At 33.6% G+C, this 22207-nt stretch carries 18 protein-coding genes, 1 other RNA gene and 2 pseudogenes; 11 read left to right on the top strand and 10 right to left on the bottom strand.

Annotated features, from left to right (window positions below; translation table 11 throughout):
- The 4 genes from B4N66_RS03875 to B4N66_RS03860 form a co-directional block, all read right to left on the bottom strand.
- Window positions 1–180 (bottom strand): hypothetical protein, encoded by a 180-nt coding sequence (locus B4N66_RS03875; protein WP_291092481.1) that lies wholly within the window; start codon window positions 178–180, stop codon window positions 1–3.
- Window positions 177–488: a helix-turn-helix domain-containing protein gene (locus B4N66_RS03870; RefSeq protein WP_291092479.1), complete on the bottom strand. Its 312-nt coding sequence runs from the start codon at window positions 486–488 to the stop codon at window positions 177–179. The genes B4N66_RS03875 and B4N66_RS03870 overlap by 4 nt, the downstream gene beginning before the upstream one ends.
- Before the next feature lie 169 nt (window positions 489–657).
- On the bottom strand, window positions 658–3924 hold the full coding sequence (locus B4N66_RS03865) for an SNF2-related protein (protein ID WP_291092477.1): 3267 nt from the start codon (window positions 3922–3924) through the stop codon (window positions 658–660).
- A gap of 122 nt (window positions 3925–4046) precedes the next feature.
- Complete coding sequence (locus B4N66_RS03860) at window positions 4047–5105, bottom strand: HNH endonuclease domain-containing protein (RefSeq protein ID WP_291092475.1); 1059 nt, start codon at window positions 5103–5105, stop codon at window positions 4047–4049.
- Between the two features lie 629 nt (window positions 5106–5734).
- Between B4N66_RS03860 and B4N66_RS03855 the strand changes: the two genes are divergently transcribed.
- From B4N66_RS03855 to B4N66_RS03845, 3 genes are read left to right on the top strand one after another with little or no spacing between them, the layout of a single operon-like run.
- On the top strand, window positions 5735–5938 hold the full coding sequence (locus B4N66_RS03855) for a helix-turn-helix domain-containing protein (protein WP_291092473.1): 204 nt from the start codon (window positions 5735–5737) through the stop codon (window positions 5936–5938).
- Window positions 5935–6267, top strand: coding sequence for a HipA N-terminal domain-containing protein (locus tag B4N66_RS03850; protein WP_291092472.1), 333 nt, complete (start codon window positions 5935–5937; stop codon window positions 6265–6267). The genes B4N66_RS03855 and B4N66_RS03850 overlap by 4 nt, the downstream gene beginning before the upstream one ends.
- 16 nt (window positions 6268–6283) lie before the next feature.
- Window positions 6284–7297, top strand: a complete 1014-nt coding sequence (locus tag B4N66_RS03845) for a HipA domain-containing protein (protein ID WP_291092471.1) — start codon at window positions 6284–6286, stop codon at window positions 7295–7297.
- 83 nt (window positions 7298–7380) lie between these two features.
- On the opposite strand, the gene B4N66_RS03840 is transcribed toward B4N66_RS03845, so the two are convergent.
- Complete coding sequence (locus B4N66_RS03840; RefSeq protein WP_291092469.1) at window positions 7381–7758, bottom strand: Fur family transcriptional regulator; 378 nt, start codon at window positions 7756–7758, stop codon at window positions 7381–7383.
- Window positions 7759–7842: 84 nt separating this feature from the next.
- On the opposite strand from B4N66_RS03840, the gene B4N66_RS03835 reads away from it, so the two are divergent.
- The 7 genes and pseudogenes from B4N66_RS03835 (at window position 7843) to B4N66_RS03805 (ending at window position 14292) form a co-directional block, all read left to right on the top strand.
- Window positions 7843–9051, top strand: a complete 1209-nt coding sequence (locus tag B4N66_RS03835; RefSeq protein ID WP_291092467.1) for a GTP-binding protein — start codon at window positions 7843–7845, stop codon at window positions 9049–9051.
- Between the two features lie 106 nt (window positions 9052–9157).
- A pseudogene (locus B4N66_RS03830) lies at window positions 9158–10066 on the top strand (NAD(P)/FAD-dependent oxidoreductase).
- A gap of 524 nt (window positions 10067–10590) precedes the next feature.
- Window positions 10591–11436 (top strand): SDR family oxidoreductase, encoded by an 846-nt coding sequence (locus B4N66_RS03825; protein ID WP_291092465.1) that lies wholly within the window; start codon window positions 10591–10593, stop codon window positions 11434–11436.
- Between the two features lie 13 nt (window positions 11437–11449).
- Window positions 11450–12352, top strand: a pseudogene (locus B4N66_RS03820) (SDR family NAD(P)-dependent oxidoreductase).
- A gap of 49 nt (window positions 12353–12401) precedes the next feature.
- Window positions 12402–12656 carry an Atu4866 domain-containing protein gene (locus B4N66_RS03815; RefSeq protein WP_291092464.1) on the top strand — a complete coding sequence of 85 codons (255 nt, stop codon included), beginning with the start codon at window positions 12402–12404 and terminating at the stop codon, window positions 12654–12656.
- A gap of 17 nt (window positions 12657–12673) precedes the next feature.
- Entirely contained in the window at window positions 12674–13588 is a 915-nt protein-coding gene (locus B4N66_RS03810; RefSeq protein ID WP_291092463.1) for a helix-turn-helix domain-containing protein, read from the top strand.
- A 452-nt stretch (window positions 13589–14040) separates the two neighbouring features.
- Window positions 14041–14292 carry a hypothetical protein gene (locus B4N66_RS03805; protein ID WP_291092461.1) on the top strand — a complete coding sequence of 84 codons (252 nt, stop codon included), beginning with the start codon at window positions 14041–14043 and terminating at the stop codon, window positions 14290–14292.
- 3 nt (window positions 14293–14295) lie between these two features.
- On the opposite strand, the gene B4N66_RS03800 is transcribed toward B4N66_RS03805, so the two are convergent.
- The 5 genes from B4N66_RS03800 to ssrA all read right to left on the bottom strand — a co-directional run bounded on the left by B4N66_RS03800 (window position 14296) and on the right by ssrA (window position 20774).
- On the bottom strand, window positions 14296–15561 hold the full coding sequence (locus tag B4N66_RS03800; protein ID WP_291092460.1) for a glycosyltransferase: 1266 nt from the start codon (window positions 15559–15561) through the stop codon (window positions 14296–14298).
- A 12-nt stretch (window positions 15562–15573) separates the two neighbouring features.
- Complete coding sequence (locus tag B4N66_RS03795) at window positions 15574–17406, bottom strand: ABC transporter ATP-binding protein (protein ID WP_291092459.1); 1833 nt, start codon at window positions 17404–17406, stop codon at window positions 15574–15576.
- A 50-nt stretch (window positions 17407–17456) separates the two neighbouring features.
- Window positions 17457–18542, bottom strand: a complete 1086-nt coding sequence (locus tag B4N66_RS03790; RefSeq protein ID WP_291092457.1) for a glycosyltransferase family 4 protein — start codon at window positions 18540–18542, stop codon at window positions 17457–17459.
- Between the two features lie 343 nt (window positions 18543–18885).
- On the bottom strand, window positions 18886–20127 hold the full coding sequence (locus tag B4N66_RS03785) for a site-specific integrase (RefSeq protein ID WP_291092456.1): 1242 nt from the start codon (window positions 20125–20127) through the stop codon (window positions 18886–18888).
- A 248-nt stretch (window positions 20128–20375) separates the two neighbouring features.
- Window positions 20376–20774: a transfer-messenger RNA gene (gene ssrA / locus B4N66_RS03780) on the bottom strand.
- A gap of 177 nt (window positions 20775–20951) precedes the next feature.
- Between ssrA and B4N66_RS03775 the strand changes: the two genes are divergently transcribed.
- Window positions 20952–22169 carry an NAD(P)-dependent oxidoreductase gene (locus B4N66_RS03775; protein WP_291092455.1) on the top strand — a complete coding sequence of 406 codons (1218 nt, stop codon included), beginning with the start codon at window positions 20952–20954 and terminating at the stop codon, window positions 22167–22169.
- Window positions 22170–22207 lie beyond the last annotated feature (38 nt).

Raw genomic sequence — 22207 nt, 5'->3', positions numbered from 1 at the left:
TTATACCAAATTAAAATCCACTGCCAGTCCATTTGGCAATTTTTCGTCAAACCAATGCCAAATATCAAAGCGATATGTTCCTTTTTCCCAACAATAAAAATTAACTTCGATTTCATCGTCTGAATTAGTTGGAATATCTCCAAACTCTTCCCACATTTTCTTTAGTTCTGTTATCGTCATTTCTTCTTGTTCGCTTTTAAATATTTTGCTTTTTCCTCTGCAACCTTCAAAGCTTCAATTCCTAAATCTTCACCATGAATTTCAAATAAAATCTTGTCGCTTAGAAATAAAACCAAAAGGTCATCTGTGTTGTAATCATATATGTCAGCAAGTTTCAGAACTACTTCTTTTGTTATTCTTCGCTCTCCACGTTCCATTTTGCTCAAAATCGCAACGTCAATATCGAGTAAATTAGCAACTTTCCGCAATGAAAGTTCCATTCCTTCTCGAATTTGTCTTAACTTTTCGCCTATCGTTTCTGTTGACATAATGTGTCAAATTTAAAAATAGATTATTGATTTATATCCATAATTTTAAATTGTTTTGAACAATTTTATAGACGATTCGATAATATTCAGAAATTTTTTTTAAAGTTTATAACATTAATCACTACAAAGACAATCTAAGTGTTTGATAATGACAGTAGCATTAACTATTTTACGGTTGATCAATTTTAGCTGCAACTCCTATTATACAAGCTGCAATTCGCTTATCAACATCATCAGCAATAATGCATTTATCAAAAAGTTTTTCAAAATTTATCATTTCGAAATCTATTTTTTTATAATCATTCTTTAGGTTTGATAGATTGAGGATGATCTTTTTACGTTTATTAGCTCTCCTTTTTTCATCGAGGTATGGTTGTAATATGTCAATCCATTCTTCGGCGAGTCTTTCAAAATCAACTACTTCCTCTGTTTTGGAGTTTAATAGATTTTGTGAATAATTAAGATTACTTCTTAAAATCAAACTAATATCTTTTGATTTAAGCTTTGCCTCAATAATTGCTTCTGCGACTTCTAAAGCTCTCTTTTTTTTAGGTGGGAGCAGTTCACGTTCTTTATGTTTGAACAATTTGATGTATTTTTCAAGTGGCTGTTCTTGCCAAGTTAATTCATTTACATTTTTTGTTATTGCGTTTCGTAATTGCTGACATACGTCCGGAAAATCTGTATGTATTATATCTTTATCATCTATAAAGTACCATTTTGGGCTTTTGTTTTTGTCTCCTCGTAAAGCAATAAAGCACCAGTTTTGATTACTTTCCAGGAAACTCACTCTGGTTTTTACTTCTGCCGTTACATTTTTAAATTCATTATAATCTTTTTCTTTGATTATTGCCGTTGGACCTTCTTTTAGATCACTTATTGGTTGAAAACTATCATGTATACCTGTCCAGGATTCATCCTTATCTACAAAGTCTTTGTATTCTTTTATTATGGATTTAACAGATTCTGTTTTTTCAAAAAATCGTTCTTTTAAATTTTCCGGAATATTAAAATTTGAACCGTAAATCTGCTCTACCATATCATTTGTTTGAATGAGTCGGCTATCTGCGTTTAATGAATATTCTTCGGAATCATCCGGCCAAAAAATTTCTATGCTTTCGTTTAGACTATCCATTCTGTCCACTCGTCCAATACGTTGTTCGACAATACGAAGTACACTGGGTAAATCAAGAAGTACAATGCAAGATGCTTTTTGGAGATCTATACTTTCGGACATCTTATCTGAGCAAAGTGCAATGTATTTGTCAGTTGAAGTGGATAGAAGATTAAAAACTTCCATCACTTTTTTACTATCATTATCTTTTTCATTACCAGTTGCTACTAGTATTTTTTGTTCTGGAAAATGAGTGTCGAAAAGCATTTTGAAATAATAAAGCGTTATCACAGTACTATCAAAAGCAATGATATTGTCGTGCTTTGTATTGGCAGCTATCAGCTGTTTTACTTTGCCCATTTCTCTATTTCCGGATAGTTTTTTTGCTAGATTACTAATTTGACTATACACTTCATATTCCTCTTGGCAAGCTTTTAAAAAAGCCTCTTTTTCTACAAGCCATTCAGGGAATAACTCTTTTTTGAACATAGGATTTCGAATCGGTAATTTAGCTCTTTTTATATAGGAATCTAATTTATTCAACTTATCTCCTGTGCCTTTTGTTTTTCCAGAAAAACCAAAATGTTTCATTGCTTTATCTGAACCTTCAATGTGCTCAACCAACGCTACATGAGAAGAACGAAGTGCGGCTCTAATCATATAGGTTGAAAGTGCTTTGCCTGAATTAATTCTCTTTTGTATATATCCTTCTAAGCTATCTTCATTACTAATTTCAAAGTTTGGTTTGTGAAAAGTATATAGGTAAGTAATTCCTTTAATTTTTTGAATCAATGTATTTATTTGAGCTACAATTTCTTTGTCTTCTTTTGTTTCTTTTGTTGTATATGTTTTTTCAATTTGTTTAGGGAATTTACAGGGTTTGTTTAGTGCATTTAAGTACTTTTCCGGCTGTTTATCAATTTCATTATTCAGTGTTTTTTTTGTTCTACGCACTGTAAACTGGCTTATAAAATTTCTTAGGTTTTGAACATTTTCATTTCGACTTCTTTTATACGGTTTATTTACTAATTCTTTATAAAGCTCAAAATTTTTATCATCTAAGTTGTCAATATCAAGCAATTCAATTAAACGCAATAAATCCTCTACTTTTTTACTGATAGGTGTTGCTGTAATTAGAATTTTGAAATCTGCGTGATTATCTTTAATTAGAGCTGTTCTGTTTGAATGTGGAGAAAGATAGTTGTGGGCTTCGTCAATTGTTAAAATGTTGGCTATTTTTAACTCCTCTGTTATTTTCTTTTTATTTGTTCCGGAAGCATTACTCAATAGACCCATTGACCTTTGTGTATTGTTCATCCTTTTCATAGCCCGGAATTCATCTTCCCATTTTTGTACCACTAGTGGTGGACAAATTATTAATGAATTAGTACTGTAATTTTTACCAATTTCATACAGCCAATGTTTAAGTGATAGAATGACAGATGTGCAAAGTTTGGTTTTTCCTGCACCCGTTGGGTCTGCTATTAAAACATTTGATTGTCTTTGCAAGATAGATACTGCTTGTGCAAGTCCTTTCCACTGTGTAGGCCAAAGTTTAATTTGTTCTAACTTTCCAAGAATTTCTTTGTATTCGTTTAGCCAATCTCCTTCTAGTATTTCGGCTATCGCTCTAGCTAGAGCTTCTTCCCAAGTTACTTCCTTTATTAGTTCTTTGAGTAATTCAATAATCTTGTTATTATAAGGTGTTGCTTCCTCATAATAACTTTCAGCAATAAGTTTTATACTATCGTACTGCTTTTTTTCAGAGACGCGATCTTTTGAGTTTTTAACTCTTATATTTGCTTCTTCCTGTGAAGTTAAACCATTTCTACTAAAATTAGAGGAACCCAAAATGGCAAATTCGTCACCAACATATATTTTAGCATGTAGTTTATCTTTGAATTTAAATTCAATTAAACTATTTTCAATTTTGTTAATGAGGTTGATCACTGCTCCACCTTGCATGATAGAAAATCTATTTTTAAGCCAGTAATCCTTTATCTCTTTATCCAATCCAAATTTTTGATAACTTTTCCGTCCTCTTAAATTAGGTTCAAAACCAATTAAAATTCGAACTTTATTCAGTTTTTCAAAATCTTTACTGCCAAATAAGTCAACTAAATTTGATAGCGATGTGAAGCCAGTAATGATTAAATAATCCGTACTATTTTGAATATCTTTATGCAGTATAGCTTCTGTTGTTCTTTTAATTAATTTGATGTTTAATGGGAATTCTTCTTGAGGTGGCCATTTGACCACTTCAAAATCAATTGGAATTTGAATTGAATTTTCGAAATCCTTGCTATCCATATTATTACTCATAATTAAATTAAAAACAGTTTTTCTGTAATTAATTATTTTACAGTAAGATAAAAGTAAATATTAATTGTGTTTTAACAATAGTCTTTCTCATATTGATGGAAAAAAAGCTAAATTTTTATCAATTATAAATACCCAAACCCATTATTGTGAGCTATCGTAATTAATGGTTGAATGTTTTCTTTAAAGCGGTTATAATTAAAGCCTGATGTACTGCTATCATCAGGGAAAAGCGAAATGTATTCTTCCAGTAGTTTGTTTTTTGGGCTGTAGTGGCTTATGATTTCGAAAGCGGTTTTTTGAATTTTGAAAAAGCTATCGAAATGCGTTTCCATTATTGGGAGTTTATCGCTTTTGGTGGCGTTAAAGTTTTTATTAATTGGCACTAGATTCCAAATTAAGTTGTGCGAAACAAAAGCGTGTGGTATGAAATGGTCTAAAGCGTACTTATCTATTGCTAAGGGCATTTGTGTGAAAATGCACTCTATTGTTCCCACTTCTTTGAAAACTATATCCCAATAGTTTTTACGCTGATTGGTTAGTGCCCCTCTAAAAGGCGGCTTGATTAGTTTATTGGCAATGTCCGGCACACTGGGATTGCGGACCTGAAGAAACAGTGTCAAATTCCAATAGATAAAATCTTTTATAATTTTAGCATTTGCTTTTATGTATTCCACCCATATTGGGTTGATGGTAATTTGATCTTCATGGAGAGCATACAGGCAATCGTTTTCAAAATTTTGTGATTGACTGTATATTCTATTGCGGAAGGTTGTGTCATTTTCTCCTTTTGCTTTGCTGAACCATGGGGAAAGAAACCAATGCGGTACGTTTTTATTGAAATGTGCTAAAGTTTGTTGTGTGGATTTTAGGTGCGAATTTTCTAAAATGGTTTGCAGTGTCGTTTTCTTGCAGTCGATGGTAAGCTTTTCTTGTTCGCGTATGGTTTGCACTGCTTGTTGTATTACATCTTGTTTTCCAAACGATACATGGAAATAATTTACGGTGTACCACGCATTGCTAATCATTCGGGCAAAGAGTTGCTTTTTTTGAATGGTTGTTTGCTCTTCTTCTACAAATTCAATTATACTCAACAGCCAATAGAACTTATAGGTTGCTGAGGTGTTTGCAAAGGAAGCTGCCAGTTTTGGGACTGGGAGGTTTTGGGAATGGGGGAGGTGCATGAGGTAAATTTTATGCTAAGGTAGGGGAAAGTTTTAATGTGTCAATTTGGGAATGTGTCGATGGGTCAATTTGGGGATGTGTCAATTTGGGGATGTGGCGATGGGTCAATTTGTCCTCCCCCCAACCCCCTCCGAAGGAGGGAGAGACGAGTCGGTGAGAGTTTTGTGGAAAATTTGAATTTTTTATTAAAATTTTAACCTTACCCCAGCCATCTCTGAAGGAGGGGGAGGTGTTGTGGATGTGGAGGGCGTGGTGTTTTAGTTTAGTAATGAAATCCTGTTTTAAGTACTGTATTTTGTTTGCTATTTACTACAGATTGTGTAGTGTTACGCAAATGGGATGTGTCAAAAATAATAGATTGTTCACTTTTATTTACTATTCACGGCAACGTGAACAAATATAGTTTGTGAACATTGTGGCATAGGTTGGAATTTTTGGAACTTTACCAATTTGGACTTAAGTAGGTTGTTGTTTTTATTCTTTAAAAGTGCTTTTTACTGCACTTTTTGACATCATTACTTTGATTATTGTCTTTTAAATACCTAATAGTGCTTTTTAATGCTCTTTTTGTTGTGAAATAGAAAAATAGTTATATATTTGTATTAAATAATGCTATATAATGCACTTTATGGAAATCATACAAACCATCAAAGAACGTAGGGAAGTTTTGCAAGTTACACAAGAGACCTTGGCGGAACTATCTGGCGTTGGCTTGCGGACCTTGAAACAGCTGGAGAGCGGAAAAGGAAATCCAACGTTGTTGACCTTGCAAAAGATAGCCGACGTGTTAGGTATGGAAGTTTGCTTAAAAGTTAAAACGATTGGTAAATGAGAAGTGCTAAAATACTATTTAAAAATGAAGAGGCTGGAATTTTAATCCAGCATGATGATGGTTCGTTTAGCTTTCGTTATCATAATGCCTGGTTTGCCAACGAGAATAAACCTGCCATTAGCTTGGGTTTACCTAAAGTACAGCAGGAGTATCAGTCACCCTATCTTTTTCCTTTTTTTTATAATTTACTCCCCGAAGGTTCTAACAAGCAGGTTGTTTGCAAATTAAATAGAATTGACCGTAACGACTATTTTGGTTTGTTGCTTACCACTGCCAAGAATGACAGCATCGGGGCTGTACGTGTTATTGAAATAGCCCAGGAAGTATAACGTATAATCGCTATTTATGAAAGCAAAAGACATCGTAACCGATACCGATTTATTGACCTTTACACATTGTCCGGGAACATTAGCCAGCGGGTTTAACACCTATAGCCAAACTGCTTTGAACAGAGTGTTTCAAGGTAAAAAAGTGCATCATGTTTTGCCTTATGTTTCTCCTGCTTCTAATGCCGAAACAGCTGCTTTGTTTGAGGAAAACCGAAGACAACTGTCGATATCCGGTGTTCAAGAAAAATTTTCTGTTCTCCTTGAAAAAAACAAACTACGACTCATAGCTGAAAATGAGCAAGGTACCTATATTTTGAAACCCATTCCCGGTGCAGGAAAGAAACCCGATCAAATGCCTGCCAATGAGCATTTAACTATGCAAATAGCTCGTCAATTGTATGGTATAGAAACAGCGGAAAACGCGATGATTTTTTTTAAAGATGGTACTCCAGCCTATATCACTAAACGATTTGATGTTCAAAGCGATGGTTCAAAATTAGCTCAAGAAGATTTTGCTTCCTTGGCACAGCGAACACCGCAAACACATGGTACTGATTACAAATATTTAGGTAACTATTTAGAACTGTTTGAGTTGATGCAAAGGCATTTGCCCACCTATAAAATAGAAGCTCCCAAGCTATTGAAATTATTGGTGTTTAATTATCTTTTTTCGAATGGAGACGCTCATTTTAAAAATTTTTCTGTTATTGAAACGTTAATGGGCGACTATCGTTTGAGTCCGGCTTATGACTTGCTCAATAGTCGTATTCATATAGATGATAAAGATTTTGCCTTAGACGATGGTTTATTGCCTAAAAATTTGGCTCAAGGTAAAATAGGTTTGCAATTTGCCAAATTAGCGGAGCTAGCCGGAATTGGTGAAAAGAATTTTCAAGCCATTATGGAATTGATGCTCTCTAAATCTGATTTGGTTGAAAAAATGGTAGCCGCCTCTTTTTTGAATGACACGACCAAACGGAATTATTTGCAGTCTTATCAGGGTCGAATGAAACAGTTGGCGAAGGTGTGATCTTGAAGTGTTTTAATATTTATTTATTACTTGGATTGTGGGTATTTCTCTGAGGGGAAAGATTTATGAGGAGAAAGACAAACTCATGAACATTGCGGACAAAACCCCAAGACTGTAAAATTAACTTCGGTGACCTTATATTTTTGAGGTAGTTCAAATGATGGTTTGACGTCTTCCAGACAAGTGACCGTCTTGCACTTCTGACAGCTAAAATGGATGTGATTGTGGTTGTGCACCGCTGCACAACTATGGCAACCGGCAAACTTGACTCCACCGTCAACATTGACCACCTTATGAATAACATCTTCTTCGATCAACCTTTCCAATACTCTGTAAGTTGTTACCCTGTCGCACAAGCCGTCCAATGCTACTTGGATTTCTGCTGCTGACATTGCTACTCTAGATTGTGTAATGAGGTTTAAAATTGTTGATTTGGCTACTGTATTTCTTGACTGTTTCATTTTCTTGACTTTCTTTAATGCAACATTGTTGTGTTTACAAAGATAATGTTTATTTTTGCAACATTGTTGCATTAATAATTTACTATGATATCTGAAAAAAAATTACCCGTAACCGTTTTGAGCGGTTTCCTTGGAGCAGGAAAGACCACCTTGCTCAATCATGTTTTGCATAACAAAGAAGGCTTGAAAGTTGCCGTAATTGTCAATGACATGAGCGAGGTAAATGTTGACGCACGACTTGTGAACGAACAAAATGTGCTTTCGAGAACTGAAGAAAAGCTTGTAGAAATGAGCAATGGTTGCATCTGCTGTACGCTTCGAGAAGATTTGATGGTGGAAGTAGAAAAGTTAGCCAAAGAAGGCCGTTTTGACTATCTGCTGATTGAAAGCACAGGCATTAGTGAACCAGTTCCTGTTGCACAGACATTCAGTTTTGTGAGCGAAGACGGTGCGATAGATTTGTCTAAATTCAGCTATATTGATACTATGGTTACCGTAGTTGACTGTTTTAATTTTTTTAATGATTTTAGCACCAACGAATTATTGGCTGACCGAAAGTTAACTGATATGGATGGCGACTATCGAACCATTGTGAACCTGCTGACCGACCAAATAGAGTTTGCCAATGTGATTATTTTAAACAAAACAGATTTGGTAGATACCAAAACGGTTGGGCTTTTGAAAGCATCTATTCAAAAATTAAACCCAGGTGCAAAAATTCTAACTTCAGATTTTAGCAAAGTTGAACTGAAGGAAATTTTAAACACCAACCTATTTGACTTTGCAGAAGCCCAAACATCGGCAGGGTGGCAAAAAGAACTGGAAGGTGGTGCTCACACCCCAGAAACAGAAGAATATGGCATTTCCTCTTTTGTATTTCGAAATCAAAAGCCCTTTCATCCGGAACGGTTTTGGAATTATTTGAATGAAGCCTATCCAAGCGGCATTATCCGAGCCAAGGGATTATTTTGGCTGGCTTCACGGCCAAATGATGCTATTAATTTTAGCCAGGCAGGTGGTTCAACACGAATTGAAAGAGCCGGTGTTTGGTGGGCAAGTATGCCGTTTAACGAACGGATGAGCTATGCTTCATTTATGGATAATCAGGTGGAGATTGAAGAACGCTGGAGTAAACAATGGGGAGACAGAATGAATGAGCTGGTATTTATTGGTCAGGATATTGATCAAGAAAAGATGATAATGGAACTTGAAAAATGTTTACTGCAGGAACAAGAAAACTATCAGTTTGACAATGGTGTAACGTTCCATGATCCTTTTCCGAAAAATATTTAAAATGAACAAAAAGATAACAAGGAGAACCCTTATCAAACAAGGCGGACTTGCCTTAACAGCAATGGCATTGCCTTTTCCGCTAACTTCTTTTGAAAAATTTAATCTTATGAACGACAATAAAAATTTTGATGTAATCATCATTGGCGGAAGCTATGCTGGCCTTTCTGCCGCAATGGCTTTGGGAAGAGCCTTACGCAATGTCTTAATTATTGACAGCGGATTGCCCTGCAACCGACAAACGCCACATTCGCATAATTTCATTACACAAGATGGTGTCAAACCAAGTGCTATAGCCGAAGCAGCAAAAGCACAAGTTTTGAAGTATAACACCGTAAAGTTCCTGAATGATCTTGCAGTTGAGGGAAAGAAAACCAAAAAAGGTTTTGAAATCACTACACAAAACGGCTTGTCATTTACAGCCCATAAACTTGTTTTTGCAACTGGTGTAAAAGATATTATGCCTGACATCAAAGGCTTTTCAGATTGTTGGGGAATTTCAGTCATTCATTGCCCTTATTGTCATGGCTATGAAGTGAAAGATAAAAAAACAGGGATTTTGGCCAATGGAAATTTTGCCTTGCATTATGCCCAACTTATCCGCAACTGGACGAAAGACCTCACTGTTTTTACCAATGGAAAATCTACGTTGACGCAAGAGCAAACCGACAAAATTTCCAAGCACAACATTCCGATTATTGAAAAAGAAATTGCCTACCTGAAACATGAAAAAGGTAAAGTTCAACAAATTGTTTTCCAAGATCTTTCCACCTTTGATCTAAAAGCCATTTATTCGCGTCCCGACTTTGAGTAACATTGCAAAATTCCCGAAATGCTGGGCTGTGAACTCACAGAACAAGGTCTTATAAAAGTAGATATGTTTCAAAAAACAACCGTAGCGGATGTCTTTACCTGTGGCGATACTGCAAGTCCGATGCGTTCTGTTGCGAATGCAGTAGCTACAGGTAGTTTTGTAGGTGCCATGGCAAATAACATTATGACTGAGGAAGAATTTTAGGGATGCAGCATAACAATTAACTTCTTTTGAGATGTGAGACCATTTTAAAACTTTATAAATACCTGGACTGTTTTTTATCAGTTAATTCCTGAATTCATGGTATTGAATTCGGGAACTTACTGCTAAAGTATTTTTACTTCTCAAAAAAATGTAAGCCTTTGATTTGATGTTAATTTAGTTGGTTGATTTTAAAACTAGTACTGTATTTTTAATGTTCTTCTATTGAAACAATTGTTTGCAAAATAGCTGATTTATTACTATTAAATTCGGGATTTTAACACCATGCATCATTATCTATTATTCATAATACCTTTCTTTTTACAATTTTTTTAGATAATTTTTTAAAAACATTATTGAATTAATTAACAATCTTTCGTTAATCGTCTTAGTATAAAAATCGTAATATGAAACCAACAAAAATTCCAATTCACGATTTAACTATACCATTCGTTGATTAGGTTACATCAGTATCTTTTCATCAAACTAATTTTGTTTCATCATTTAATCAATTAAAATTTAAAAAAATGAAGACAAAAAAAGTTTGGTTTGTAACAGGTGCTTCAAAAGGTTTGGGGCTAATATTGGTAAAAAAATTGTTAAAAGAAGGTTACTGTGTTGCGGCAAGTTCGCGAACAGTTCAATCACTGATCTACGAAATTGGTCCATTATCTGAAGTATTTCTGCCTCTTGAAATGAACTTGACAAATAGTGAAGACGTAAAAAAGGGAATCCATAACTGCGTCGAACATTTTGGTCAGATTGACGTAGTAGTTAACAACGCTGGATATGCTTTAATTGGCACTTTAGAAGAATTATCACAAGTTGAAGTACAAAAGAATTTTGAAGTTAATGTGTTTGGTTATCTCAATGTGATACGTCACACTACACCTTTTATGCGTAAACAGAAATCTGGTCATATTTTCAACATCTCCTCGGTAGGAGGATATATTGGAAGTTTCCCCGGATTCGGAATTTATTGTTCAACAAAATTTGCTGTCGCTGGATTTAGTGAAGCTCTTGCTGAAGAAATGAAGCCATTTAATGTTCACACTACATTAGTTTACCCAGGTTATTTTAGGACTAACTTTCTTTCAAAAGAATCTGTTCAGACGGCGGAAAATCCTATTTCTGAATACAAAACAGCAAGAGAGATGGAGCTGGCTCATTTAAACGATATTGATGGAAATCAGCCAAATGACCCTGAAAAAGGAGCAGACGTACTAATTGCATTAAGCAAAGAAGAAAAACCACCTGTTCATTTTTTTATGGGTAAAGATGCTTATCACTATGCAAAACAAAAAATTGATGCTGTGCAAAAAACGATGACAGCTTACGAAGTACTTGCAAGCTCAACAGATATTACTAATTAATAATTTTAATACTATGAAAACCAAAAAACAATTAACCATCCTTATTACAGGGGCTGGTTCAGGAATGGGTTTGCATACTGCACAAACCCTAGCAGTAAAAGGACATAACGTTTATGCAGGCATAAGAGATCCTAAAGGAAGAAATAGTCACAAGTCAACAGCCCTCAAACAATTTGTAGAAAGCAAATTAAAAAAAATTGAGATTGTAGACCTTGATATCCACTTGGAAGAGTCATGTACTGACGCTATTAAAAAGATTATTGAAAAAGAAGGTACAATTGATGTTGTAATTCATAATGCAGCTCATTTGTTTATTGGCTATTCCGAAGCGTTCACACCTGAACAGATTGCAAGTTCGATTAACACGAATGTTCTTGGAGCTCACCGCCTAAATTGAGCAGTACTTCCATATATGAGAAAACAACAGAGAGGTTTGATTCTTTATGTAGGAAGTGGTATTACAAATGTAACTGGACCGTTTATGACTCCATACGTCATTGGAAAGGCTGGTCTAGATGCTTTAGCTGAAAATACCGCTTATGAAATTAGTCAGTTTGGTATTGAAACAACCATTTTAATGCCCGGTGTTTTTATGGAGGGTACTTCTCATTTTGAAACAGCGGAATTCCCTAAAGATACTAAAGTCATTGATGCCTACAGTAAGCTTGACAATGACTACAATAACTATGAACAAGGATTGAGAAATCTTTTCAGATTTGGACCTGCACCTATTCAGGGAGTTGCAGACCGAATAGCAGAGATAGTAGAAATCCCAGAAGGGCAACGACCTTTTAGAATAACTGTTGATTATTCAGATTGGCTTGCTGAACCAGGTAATAGTGTTAGAGAAACGCTAACTGAAAGAGTTTTTAAAATTATGGGGTATAGCCATTTATTAAAAGTTAAAGAACAATAACTATTTTGGGGCTAATAGCCCCAAAATATATTAAATCTTATGAAAAAAAATGAAAGCTACTATTGAAGAAACGAAAGAATATATAGGCATGTGGGTTACAGCAGATGAACACATACGGCATGAATTATTAACAAGTAACCGTTATGTTGAAGCTCGTGGCAATCGTGAAAATGCTTACCAAGGGAGTTATAAAATTAAAGGTAATCATATTGATTACAAGGACTATACTGGCTTTGTTGCAGATGGTGAATTTATAGATGGTGTCTTATACCATGCCGGAATGATTTTGTATAAAAAGAATTAATCCTGTAATTTTGTAGTATGAGTAGAGCTTATCAATTTAATTCGTTATCAGAATTCCACACCTTCTGTAATCTTTCTAAGCCAGAACATCCATTAATAAGTCTTATAGACTATAGTAAAGTTACTTATCCTGTTAACGATAGTGAACTAAAATGGATACAGAATTTTTATTCTATTGGTCTGAAAAGAAATGTAAATGCTAAATTCAATTATGGCCAGCAGTTGTATGACTTTGATTCTGGGGTGCTAACATTTGTGTCTCCGCAACAATTTTTAAAAATAGAAATAAACCAAGAAGTTGATGTAAAACCATCGGGCTGGTTACTGCTAATCCATCCAGATTTCTTATGGAACTCAAATTTGGTAAAAAAAATAAAATCATATGACTTCTTTCAATATGCTATTAATGAAGCACTTTTCTTATCGGAAAAGGAAGAAAAAACTATGATTGAAATTCTTTTGAAAATAGAGCAGGAATATCAATCAAATATTGATAAGTTTAGTCAAGAACTTATACTATCACAAATCGAACAGCTTCTAATTTATGCTGAAAGATATTATGAACGTCAATTCATTACAAGAAAAAAATCAAATTACGAGTTATTGGAACGTTTTGAAAAAGTTTTGATAAACTATTTTAAAAGTGAAAAACCATTTGAAAATGGCATTCCTACGGTAACTAACATCGCAGCACAACTAAATATTTCGCCTAATTATTTGGGAACATTGCTCAGGCTGCACACCAACCAAAACACTCAACAGCATATTCAAAACAAAATGATTGATTTTGCTAAAGAAAGATTAAGTACTACTAATCTTTCCGTTAGTGAAATTGCTTATGAATTGGGCTTTGAACACCCGCAATCGCTCAGTAAATTATTTAAACAAAAAACAAATTTAACGCCTTTGGAATTTAGGGCTTCGTTTAATTAAAATAAAGATATGACCAAATGAAAGGCACTGCTACTAAAAACTAGAGCTTTGTAACGTGTTCTGATACTAAATTTGATTTAGAACAGTATAATCAAGACAAAAATGCATTAAACAGGCTAGTGCTGACGTAAGACTTTTTTATGGCGTTTAATCAAATGTTTTGGCCTTAAGATGTGGAAAGTACTTAAAAATAGGCTTTATGTATTGGGAACAATAAGACCATTTTTAAAGCATTATAAGCGGTTGTAAAATTGGAAATATATCTTGATGATTTTATTAAAAGGAATTGTTTTTTGGTTAAGCATTTGAATGGGCTTTTTAAACGAATTCAAGTTAGCATTAGTTGCAAACAAAAAGCATAACCCTAAACCTGAACACAACAAACCCCGATTTGAACACATCCGAAACTATTTTTTATTTGAACTTTGCATCCTAATTAAAACAAAAATAGTATGAGTAAGCAAAAGGAACATGCTTGGGAGCCGATACTGAATGTCTTCCGATTGGTATATGGTAATGAAACCGATGCGGATAGTGCCAATTTTTTATTTTCTAAATCTATTTGTGCTTTGAGGCTGTATTTTAAATCTCCCAAGGTGGATAAGCAGTTAAAAGAGGGACAGGAATCGGTCAACAGTTCAAAGGATGTTGTTTGTTATTCCTTGAAGTTTGCCCAAAAAAACGGAGGGTTTTTCTTTAGATAAAAACTACTTATTTCCTTTTAGTGTTCGTACTGAATCTTTAATGACAAGAACGGATTTTATAACTACATTTTTTTTCATTCTGCGAATCTCTCTTTGAAGTTGTGCAATTTCAGATTTTGCCTGTTGTAGTTGATTCAATAGATAGGCTTGACGTCTATCATTAATCGATAAATCTTCTAGGTTATTATAGATGTAATTGAGTCGATCCTTCATGATTGAGCCTACTGTATCAAATGATAACTTCTCTTTGACATATAATTTAGCATTTGTTGCTTTTTGACCTCTTACCACCTTATTTTCATAAACTTCCTTTAGTTTGTTAATAGCATCATGTAGTAACGGATTAGCCCAAATTGTTTTGGAAGAAAAATTTATGTCAGGATTCACTATTGCACCAAGTTCAAAATCAACTAAAAAGCTATTATTTTCATTCATGAACTCAGTATTGCCTGAATAATTAGTTGCTACCGTGGGCTTCCCTAAAGACATCGCTTCAGCTAAAGTTAATCCGAAGCCTTCGGAATGATGCATAGACACATAGCAATCGCTATCATTAATTAAGTGACTAACACTATTTTTATCCAGATCTACATTAAAAATTTTAATATTATTTTTTGTAGCAGCAAATTGGTGCAAGCTTCTCTCGGATTGTTTATATTTTTCAGCTCCAGAAGTTTTGATAACCAATTCCACATCGTCATTATCACTAAAAGCTTTTGAAAAAGCTTCTATTAAGAAAAACGGATTTTTTCTCTCTATCGAACTATGATAACTAAATATGAAGAGAAAGCTAAACTTGTTATTGTCAAAAAAATTTTGAATTTTTTGACTTTCAATCGGTTTCAGATTGACTTCTACCGGATGCGGAACCACTATAATTGGGCCGTTATATGCATTTTGAAGTAATTCTTTGACATAGGTTGAGGGTGTCCATATCTCATTAAAAAGATTTATTGTTTTTTTTAGATTTGAAGGAATGTGCTCAGATTCCCATACTAAGCAAAGAATGCAGTATCTATCGTTAAAAAAATCAGGTTCAATGACACTAAAGAATCGATCAAGATCATTTAACGAAATCTGTACTAAATTTATGGAGTATTCGTAGCTATATTTGTAATTAGTATTATGCTTAACCTTTTCATAATTGATGATGTTAAGTGGTATCTTACTTTTTACAGCGGCATAAATATTTGACCTTACTGCCTCTGCTAACCCAGAAGTTGCGTCTGTATATCCGACAATATTAAGTCCTACTTTATTAGATTTCATTTTTTTGGAATTTTAATTTACTTCTAATGATTGAAGTGATACTAATTTGTTATATGTTCCGTTCATTTTTATTAATTCTTGGTGGGTGCCTTCTTCTACAATTACACCTTTCTTTAGAACAACTATCAAATCTGCATTTTGAATGGTTGATAACCTATGTGCAATCACAATAGACGTCCTGTTTTCCATCATATTTTCAAGTGCTTCTTGTACCAACTTTTCAGATTCTGTATCTAATGCTGAAGTGGCTTCATCAAGAATCATAATGGGTGGGTTTTTCATCACAGCCCTGGCAATAGCAATACGTTGTCTTTGACCGCCAGACAATAAACTACCACCATCTCCAACATTGTTTTGATACTTATTTGGAAACTCTGAAATAAAGTTGTGTGCATTAGCAATTTTTGCTGCATTTATGATTTTCTCTTCATTTTCATTATCAATACCTAATGAGATATTATTTGCGATTGTGTCATTAAACAAAATTGAATCTTGGGCTACGATTCCCATCTGTTGCCGTAGGGATTTTGAAGTAACCTCTTTAATATCGACGCCATCAAAAGTAATACTACCTTCATTTACATCGTAAAAACGTGTCACCAGATTGGCCAATGTGGATTTACCACTTCCGGACTCTCCAACTAATGCCACAGTTTTTCCTTTGGGAACTGTTAGGTTAAAATTCTTTAGTACGTAATCTTCTTTATACTTAAAAGAAACATTGGTAAACTTTATTTCTTTATGAAAACCTGTAATGACCTTAGCATTTGGCTTATCCTTTAAAGGATTTTCGGCGTCTAAAATAAATGCAATTCTTTCATAAGCAGCATTTCCACCTTGAAGTGCGTGATGAGCCTTAGTAATCGCCTTAGCTGGTGTTAAAATTTGATAGGCTAAACCCATATAAGCCATAAATGCTCCGCCACTAAGCGATTGCTCCACAAGCACCAACATTCCTCCATAGACAAGCAAAATAGAAATAACAAAAATTCCCAAGAACTCGCTTACCGGCGTTGATAAACTCATTTTTTTACCAACAGAATTATTTAGTGTATTAATGTTTTCGGTGTAATCATTAAACTTTTTTGAAAAATAAGGTTCTGAAGTAAAATTCTTGATGATTTTTATACCTCCCAACGTTTCCTCTATAATGGATAACAAACCACCTTCTAAAGCAAAGATATCCCCAGACTGACTTTTAATACTTTTTCCCACTTTTGAAATTAAAAATCCGGACAAAGGAATAAATAACAATACAAAAATGGTTAGTTTCCAGCTTATAGCAAACATACCTATTAGTGTAAAAAAGATAGTCAGAGGCTCTCTTACCATCATCAAAATACTCATAAAAGAAACTTTGATGGTATGTATATCCGAGGTCATTCTAGCCATCAAGTCGCCCTTACGTTCATTGGAAAAAAAACCTACGTTCAATGTGATTACTTTATTGTAAACATCTTGTCTTAAGTCTTTTAAAATGCCGTTATTTAAATACGTCATATATAAAATAGACAGATAATTAAAAAAGTTTTTTAGTAAAAATGTACTTAATACGAAGCCTACAATGGTAATTAAAGTAATTAATGGACCGTTTGCATCCTTTGTTGTAGTAATAAAATAATTAAGATAGTTTTCAATGTAGTTTAAGTTTAAATCTCTAATCCCATTAAATTCCGGTTTCACTCTCAACTTTTCTCCATCATCAAAAAGGACTTTGACCATAGGTAGTAAAGAAAGCATTGAAAGGGAAGAAAAAAGGGCATATAGTACGTTAAAAAAAATGCTTAGAATTTGGATTTTTTTGTAGGGTATAAGATACTTAAGGAATCTTTTAAAGTTCTTCATTAAAGAGATTTTTTTATTTTTTAGGGAACTATGATATTATTTTCGATAATTTATAAAATGCTTTTATATACTTCTATATATTGTTTAGCTGCATTTTCCCACGTAAACTGTTGTGAACGGGCGATGTATTCAGAAGTAAACAGCTCTTTATTATTTTCAAACGTAGTTAATCCCTCAAGAAAAACAGTTGCCATATATTGAGCATCAAAATTATCCCAGTAGAAAGACTTAGTACCTCCAACTTCTGGCAATGATGTGTATTTGGATAAAAACACAGGTTTTCCATAGGTCATCGCTTCTAAAACAGGCAATCCAAAACCTTCTCTTAACGAAGGAAATGCAAATGCCAAGCAATTTTTATAATAAAATCTTTTATCGGATTCTGTAATTGTACCAACTAAAAAGACTCTTTTCTCAAACTGATATTTTATTATCATTTCTTTTATCATTTCAGCATACGCAGTATTCATATCTCCTGCGATGAGTAACTCAATATCAGGTAAAAACATTAACATTTCAACAAGGGTATGAAAATTCTTTTTTTCAACTAACTTCCCAATCGAAAATATAAAAGGTTTCGTGGGTATATAATTGGTACAAGAGTTATTGTCACTCATCATAGAATTATCATTAAATGTATTGCCGTTATAAATTACGTATTCAGGAATGTTCGGAATTTTAAAATGTTCGTGGGTACTTTTCTTAGCAAACTCTGAAATATAAACTATGGAACGACTCCGCTCAATTTTACTTTTAAATTGGTTGATTCTAAAGTCCAAACGTTTACCATGATCTTCCTCGATAAAGTTAACGTCATGTACAGTTAATAGATAGGGGATATCATTTGAAAAAGGTTCAATTTTTGTATTTTGATTTACAGAGTGCCATAAACTATATTTTTCCCTAATACGAAATAGCGGATACCTAGTGATTGGAAAATATTTGTTATAATGTAGCTTTTTACCCAATTCTTTTTTGGCACTATCACTATTACAATTAAGTACTACATTATGTTCTTTAAGAAATTCATTTTCGGCACTTAATGCTTTAGCTAAGTTAAAATTGAATTGTCCAAAACCGGAATATAGATTTCTGATGTTATGTGTTTCTAAAAAAACACTTTTTAGGTTACTCATATATTTTTCTTTTTGATAGCTCCATTTCAGATGAGAATATGTAGAATAAGTTGCTTTGTGTTTTGTTAAAAAAATTAAAGACATTTAAAAAAGCATAACAAATTAATATTCAGCTGGTTGAAAAACCATTAATTTTAGCCAAATCGTTGTAGCAGCAGATGAGACATATTTCCATATATGCTCTGAAACAGAAGAAAAGGTAACTTCTTTCAAATCTTTTTTATAGAATTTGATATTCTTGAATAGTTTATATGAAAATTAATTTAGCATTTTTCAGTAATCATTTTTTATCAAACAATGAGTTTTAACTGAACTTAAGTTTACTTAATTTTAGCATATGAGATCAATTATTTGCTTTTTTTGAGATTATATTAATTAGGAACTTATCTTTCAAAATCTTCATGTCCTCACTCACTTTTTTATCCAAAACTTTGGCATAATGTTGCGTAGTACGAATATTTTTATGTCCAAGCATTTTACTCACCGATTCTATAGGAACACCATTAGTTAATGTTACAATAGTTGCAAAAGTATGTCTGGCGATATGGAAAGTTAATTCTTTATCGATCTCGCAAACATCGGCGAGCTCTTTTAGATAAGCATTCATTTTTTGATTGGATAGAATAGGGAGGAGTTTACCTTCATTTTTACATTGTGGATGGTTTTCGTATTTATCAATAATCATTTGACTAACCGGTAGGATAGGAATTCGGGAAGGACTTTCTGTTTTTTGTCTTTTTGTTGAAATCCATTTTTCGCCATCAATTCCGATGATTATATTTGAATTAGTTAGATTATACACATCAATGTAGGCTAATCCGGTAAAGCAACTAAATAGGAACATGTCTCTTACTAATTCAAGTCGTTTTATTTTGAATTCTTTATTCAAAAGTAACTCAATCTCTTCCTGAGCTAAATAGACTCTTTCAATTTCTTTTACCTTTCCCTTGTAATTGAGCATTGGGTCTCTTTCTAACCAACCGTTTACATAACATTGTTTAATTATTTTTCCAAAATTTCGGATGTATTTAATGGTAGAATTGTTGTTACATTTCTTTGTATGGCGTAAGAAGAAATCAAAGTCATTTATAAAGGCTATGTCAACCCGTTTAATTGAAATGTCGTTTAGATTGTATTGAACTTTTAGAAATTCTTTAATATGGCTCAATGTCGTTTCATACTTTTTGAAGGTATTATTAGCGAAGGTAGATCCAATTAGTTCTTTCATACGCTTGTTATGATCTTCAAAGATTAAGATGAGCTGCCGTTGTTTTTCCTCAACACCAAGAAATTTATTTTTGAAAGTTTGTGCATTAATATCCTGACTGTTATTAATCATCCAATTTTCAGTTTCATACACTTTGCTTCTGAGAATATCAAGATGACTATTTATTAGCCTTGCTTCTTCATTGGTTCCTTTAATTTTACCTGCAGAAGCATTCCATTTTGATCTTTCTACAAATTTTGAAGTGCTTAATTCTATTCTTGCACCGTTGATGGTTATTCTTTGATAAATAGGAACTAATCCGCTTTTTGTTGCTTTAGAACTTTTCACGAAGAAAAGTATTGACAGTTTATGTTTCATTTTGTGGTGACCAAATTATGTTATCAAATTACTTTTTTATTCTTTTTCATACAAGATGTTCATCTTTTGAACTGCTTGCTATCATTGGGCTGACAAGAAATTCGGTGTCCCTAAAATTGAATTTTTTGTGGGTCACCGATTTTAGCACCGATGAAAAACGATTAATTGAATAATTTGAATAGTAGTAAAAACAAAAAACCCTGTAAATCATACGATTTATAGGGTTTTAGCTTAATTTGATAATTAAAATGTGGAGTCGGAGAGAATCGAACTCTCGTCCAAACAAGCAACCAAAGAGCTTTCTACGCGTTTATCCTCTGATTGAGTTTTCGACAAAAAGCAAGGCCAAAGGCTGCCACTTCTTGCTTAGCTTTATAGTTGTCAGAAGGGATTTAAAGCTTTACCCTTCCTAGGTTTATTTTTACAGTTCTCCTGAATCAAACGCCACAAACCAAGGCTTTTGAGGAGAATCCAGCTTTCCTACCTAGTAGGAACGAGGCAAATCTTACTATAATTCAGATTAAGCAGCTAAAGCGTAATTATTTTCGCCGTTTATAAGTTGTGAACCTTGATATTTACGAGCCAAATGTCCAATGCTCGACGTGCTTACCGTTTAGTTCCACCCGCTGTCAAAACCGGTCGACCCCATTTTTTTCTGTTTTCTGTTATCCGTTGTATGTTATCAGTTATCGGCAACACCTAACTTAAATCAAAAACCAGACCACAAATATACATGAAAAATTGTCATAAATAAAACTTGTCTAAATAAATCAGAAATGTTATATTTGAAACAATTTTTAAAAATTGCTATAAAAATATCACAAATGACATTCGGAATCATCAAAGAACGCAAAAATCCGCCAGACAGAAGAGTTGTTTTTACACCCGAAGAATTGGTTCGGTTACAACAACAATTTACTGAGGCCAAAATAAAGGTAGAAGCATCAGATATTAGGGTTTTTCCTGATGCAGATTATGTTGCTTTAGGAATTGAAGTAACGGAAAATCTTTCAGATTGCGATGTTTTACTTGGTGTTAAAGAAGTTCCAGTGGATGCTTTAATTCCCAATAAGAAGTACTTTTTCTTTTCTCATACCATCAAAAAGCAAGTTCATAACCGAAAGTTACTACAAGCAATTTTAGCTAAAAACATCGAATTGTATGATCACGAAACCATTGTTGATGCTCAAAACAGACGATTAATTGGTTTTGGTCGTTATGCCGGAATTGTAGGAACTTACAATGCTTTTCGTGGTTTTGGAATTAAGTATGAATTATTTACTTTACCAAAAGCAGAAACATTAAAAGGAAAAGACGAATTGATTGCAAAACTAAAACGACAAGTTTTACCACCCATCAAAATTGTACTAACTGGAAAAGGTAAAGTAGGAATGGGAGCAAAGGAAATCTTAGACGGAATGAAAATCAAAGAAGTTTCAGTCGAAAATTTCTTAAACAAAAATTATTCTGAACCCGTTTATGTGCAACTTGATGTATTAGATTATAATAAACGAAAAGACGGAAAAAAATTAGATAATCAAGATTTTTATTCAAACCCAAAAGAATATGTTTCTGATTTTGAACGTTTCACAAAAGTATCAGATGTGTTCATAACCGGTCATTTTTATGGAAATGATGCTCCTTATATATTAACTCAAGAAATGCTAAAAGCGAAAGATTCTAAAATAAAAGTCGTAGCCGATATTTCTTGTGATGTTGACGGACCGATTGCTTGTACGATAAAAGCATCAACGATTGCCGATCCTTTCTTTGGATACTTGCCTTATGAACACAAAGAAGTTTCCTATACGCATCCTGGCTCTATTATGGTGATGAGTGTGGATAATTTGCCTTGTGAATTGCCAAAAGATGCCAGTGAAGGCTTTGGCGAAATGTTTATGGAACACGTCATTCCATCCTTTTTTAATGGTGATAAAGACGGAATTCTTCAACGGGCAAAAATTACCGAAAACGGAAAATTGACTCCTCGATTTGCGTACTTACAAGAATATGTTGATGAAAATTTAGTTTCTGTTAAATAGATAGGTTTTGCAAGTAGTGTTTAAGTCCGAATTGTTTT

Origin of the sequence: Flavobacterium sp. UBA2787 (assembly GCA_002352205.1) — a bacterium.
Lineage (GTDB): Bacteria > Bacteroidota > Bacteroidia > Flavobacteriales > Flavobacteriaceae > Flavobacterium.
This window is presented reverse-complemented; position numbering and strand designations above follow the sequence as displayed.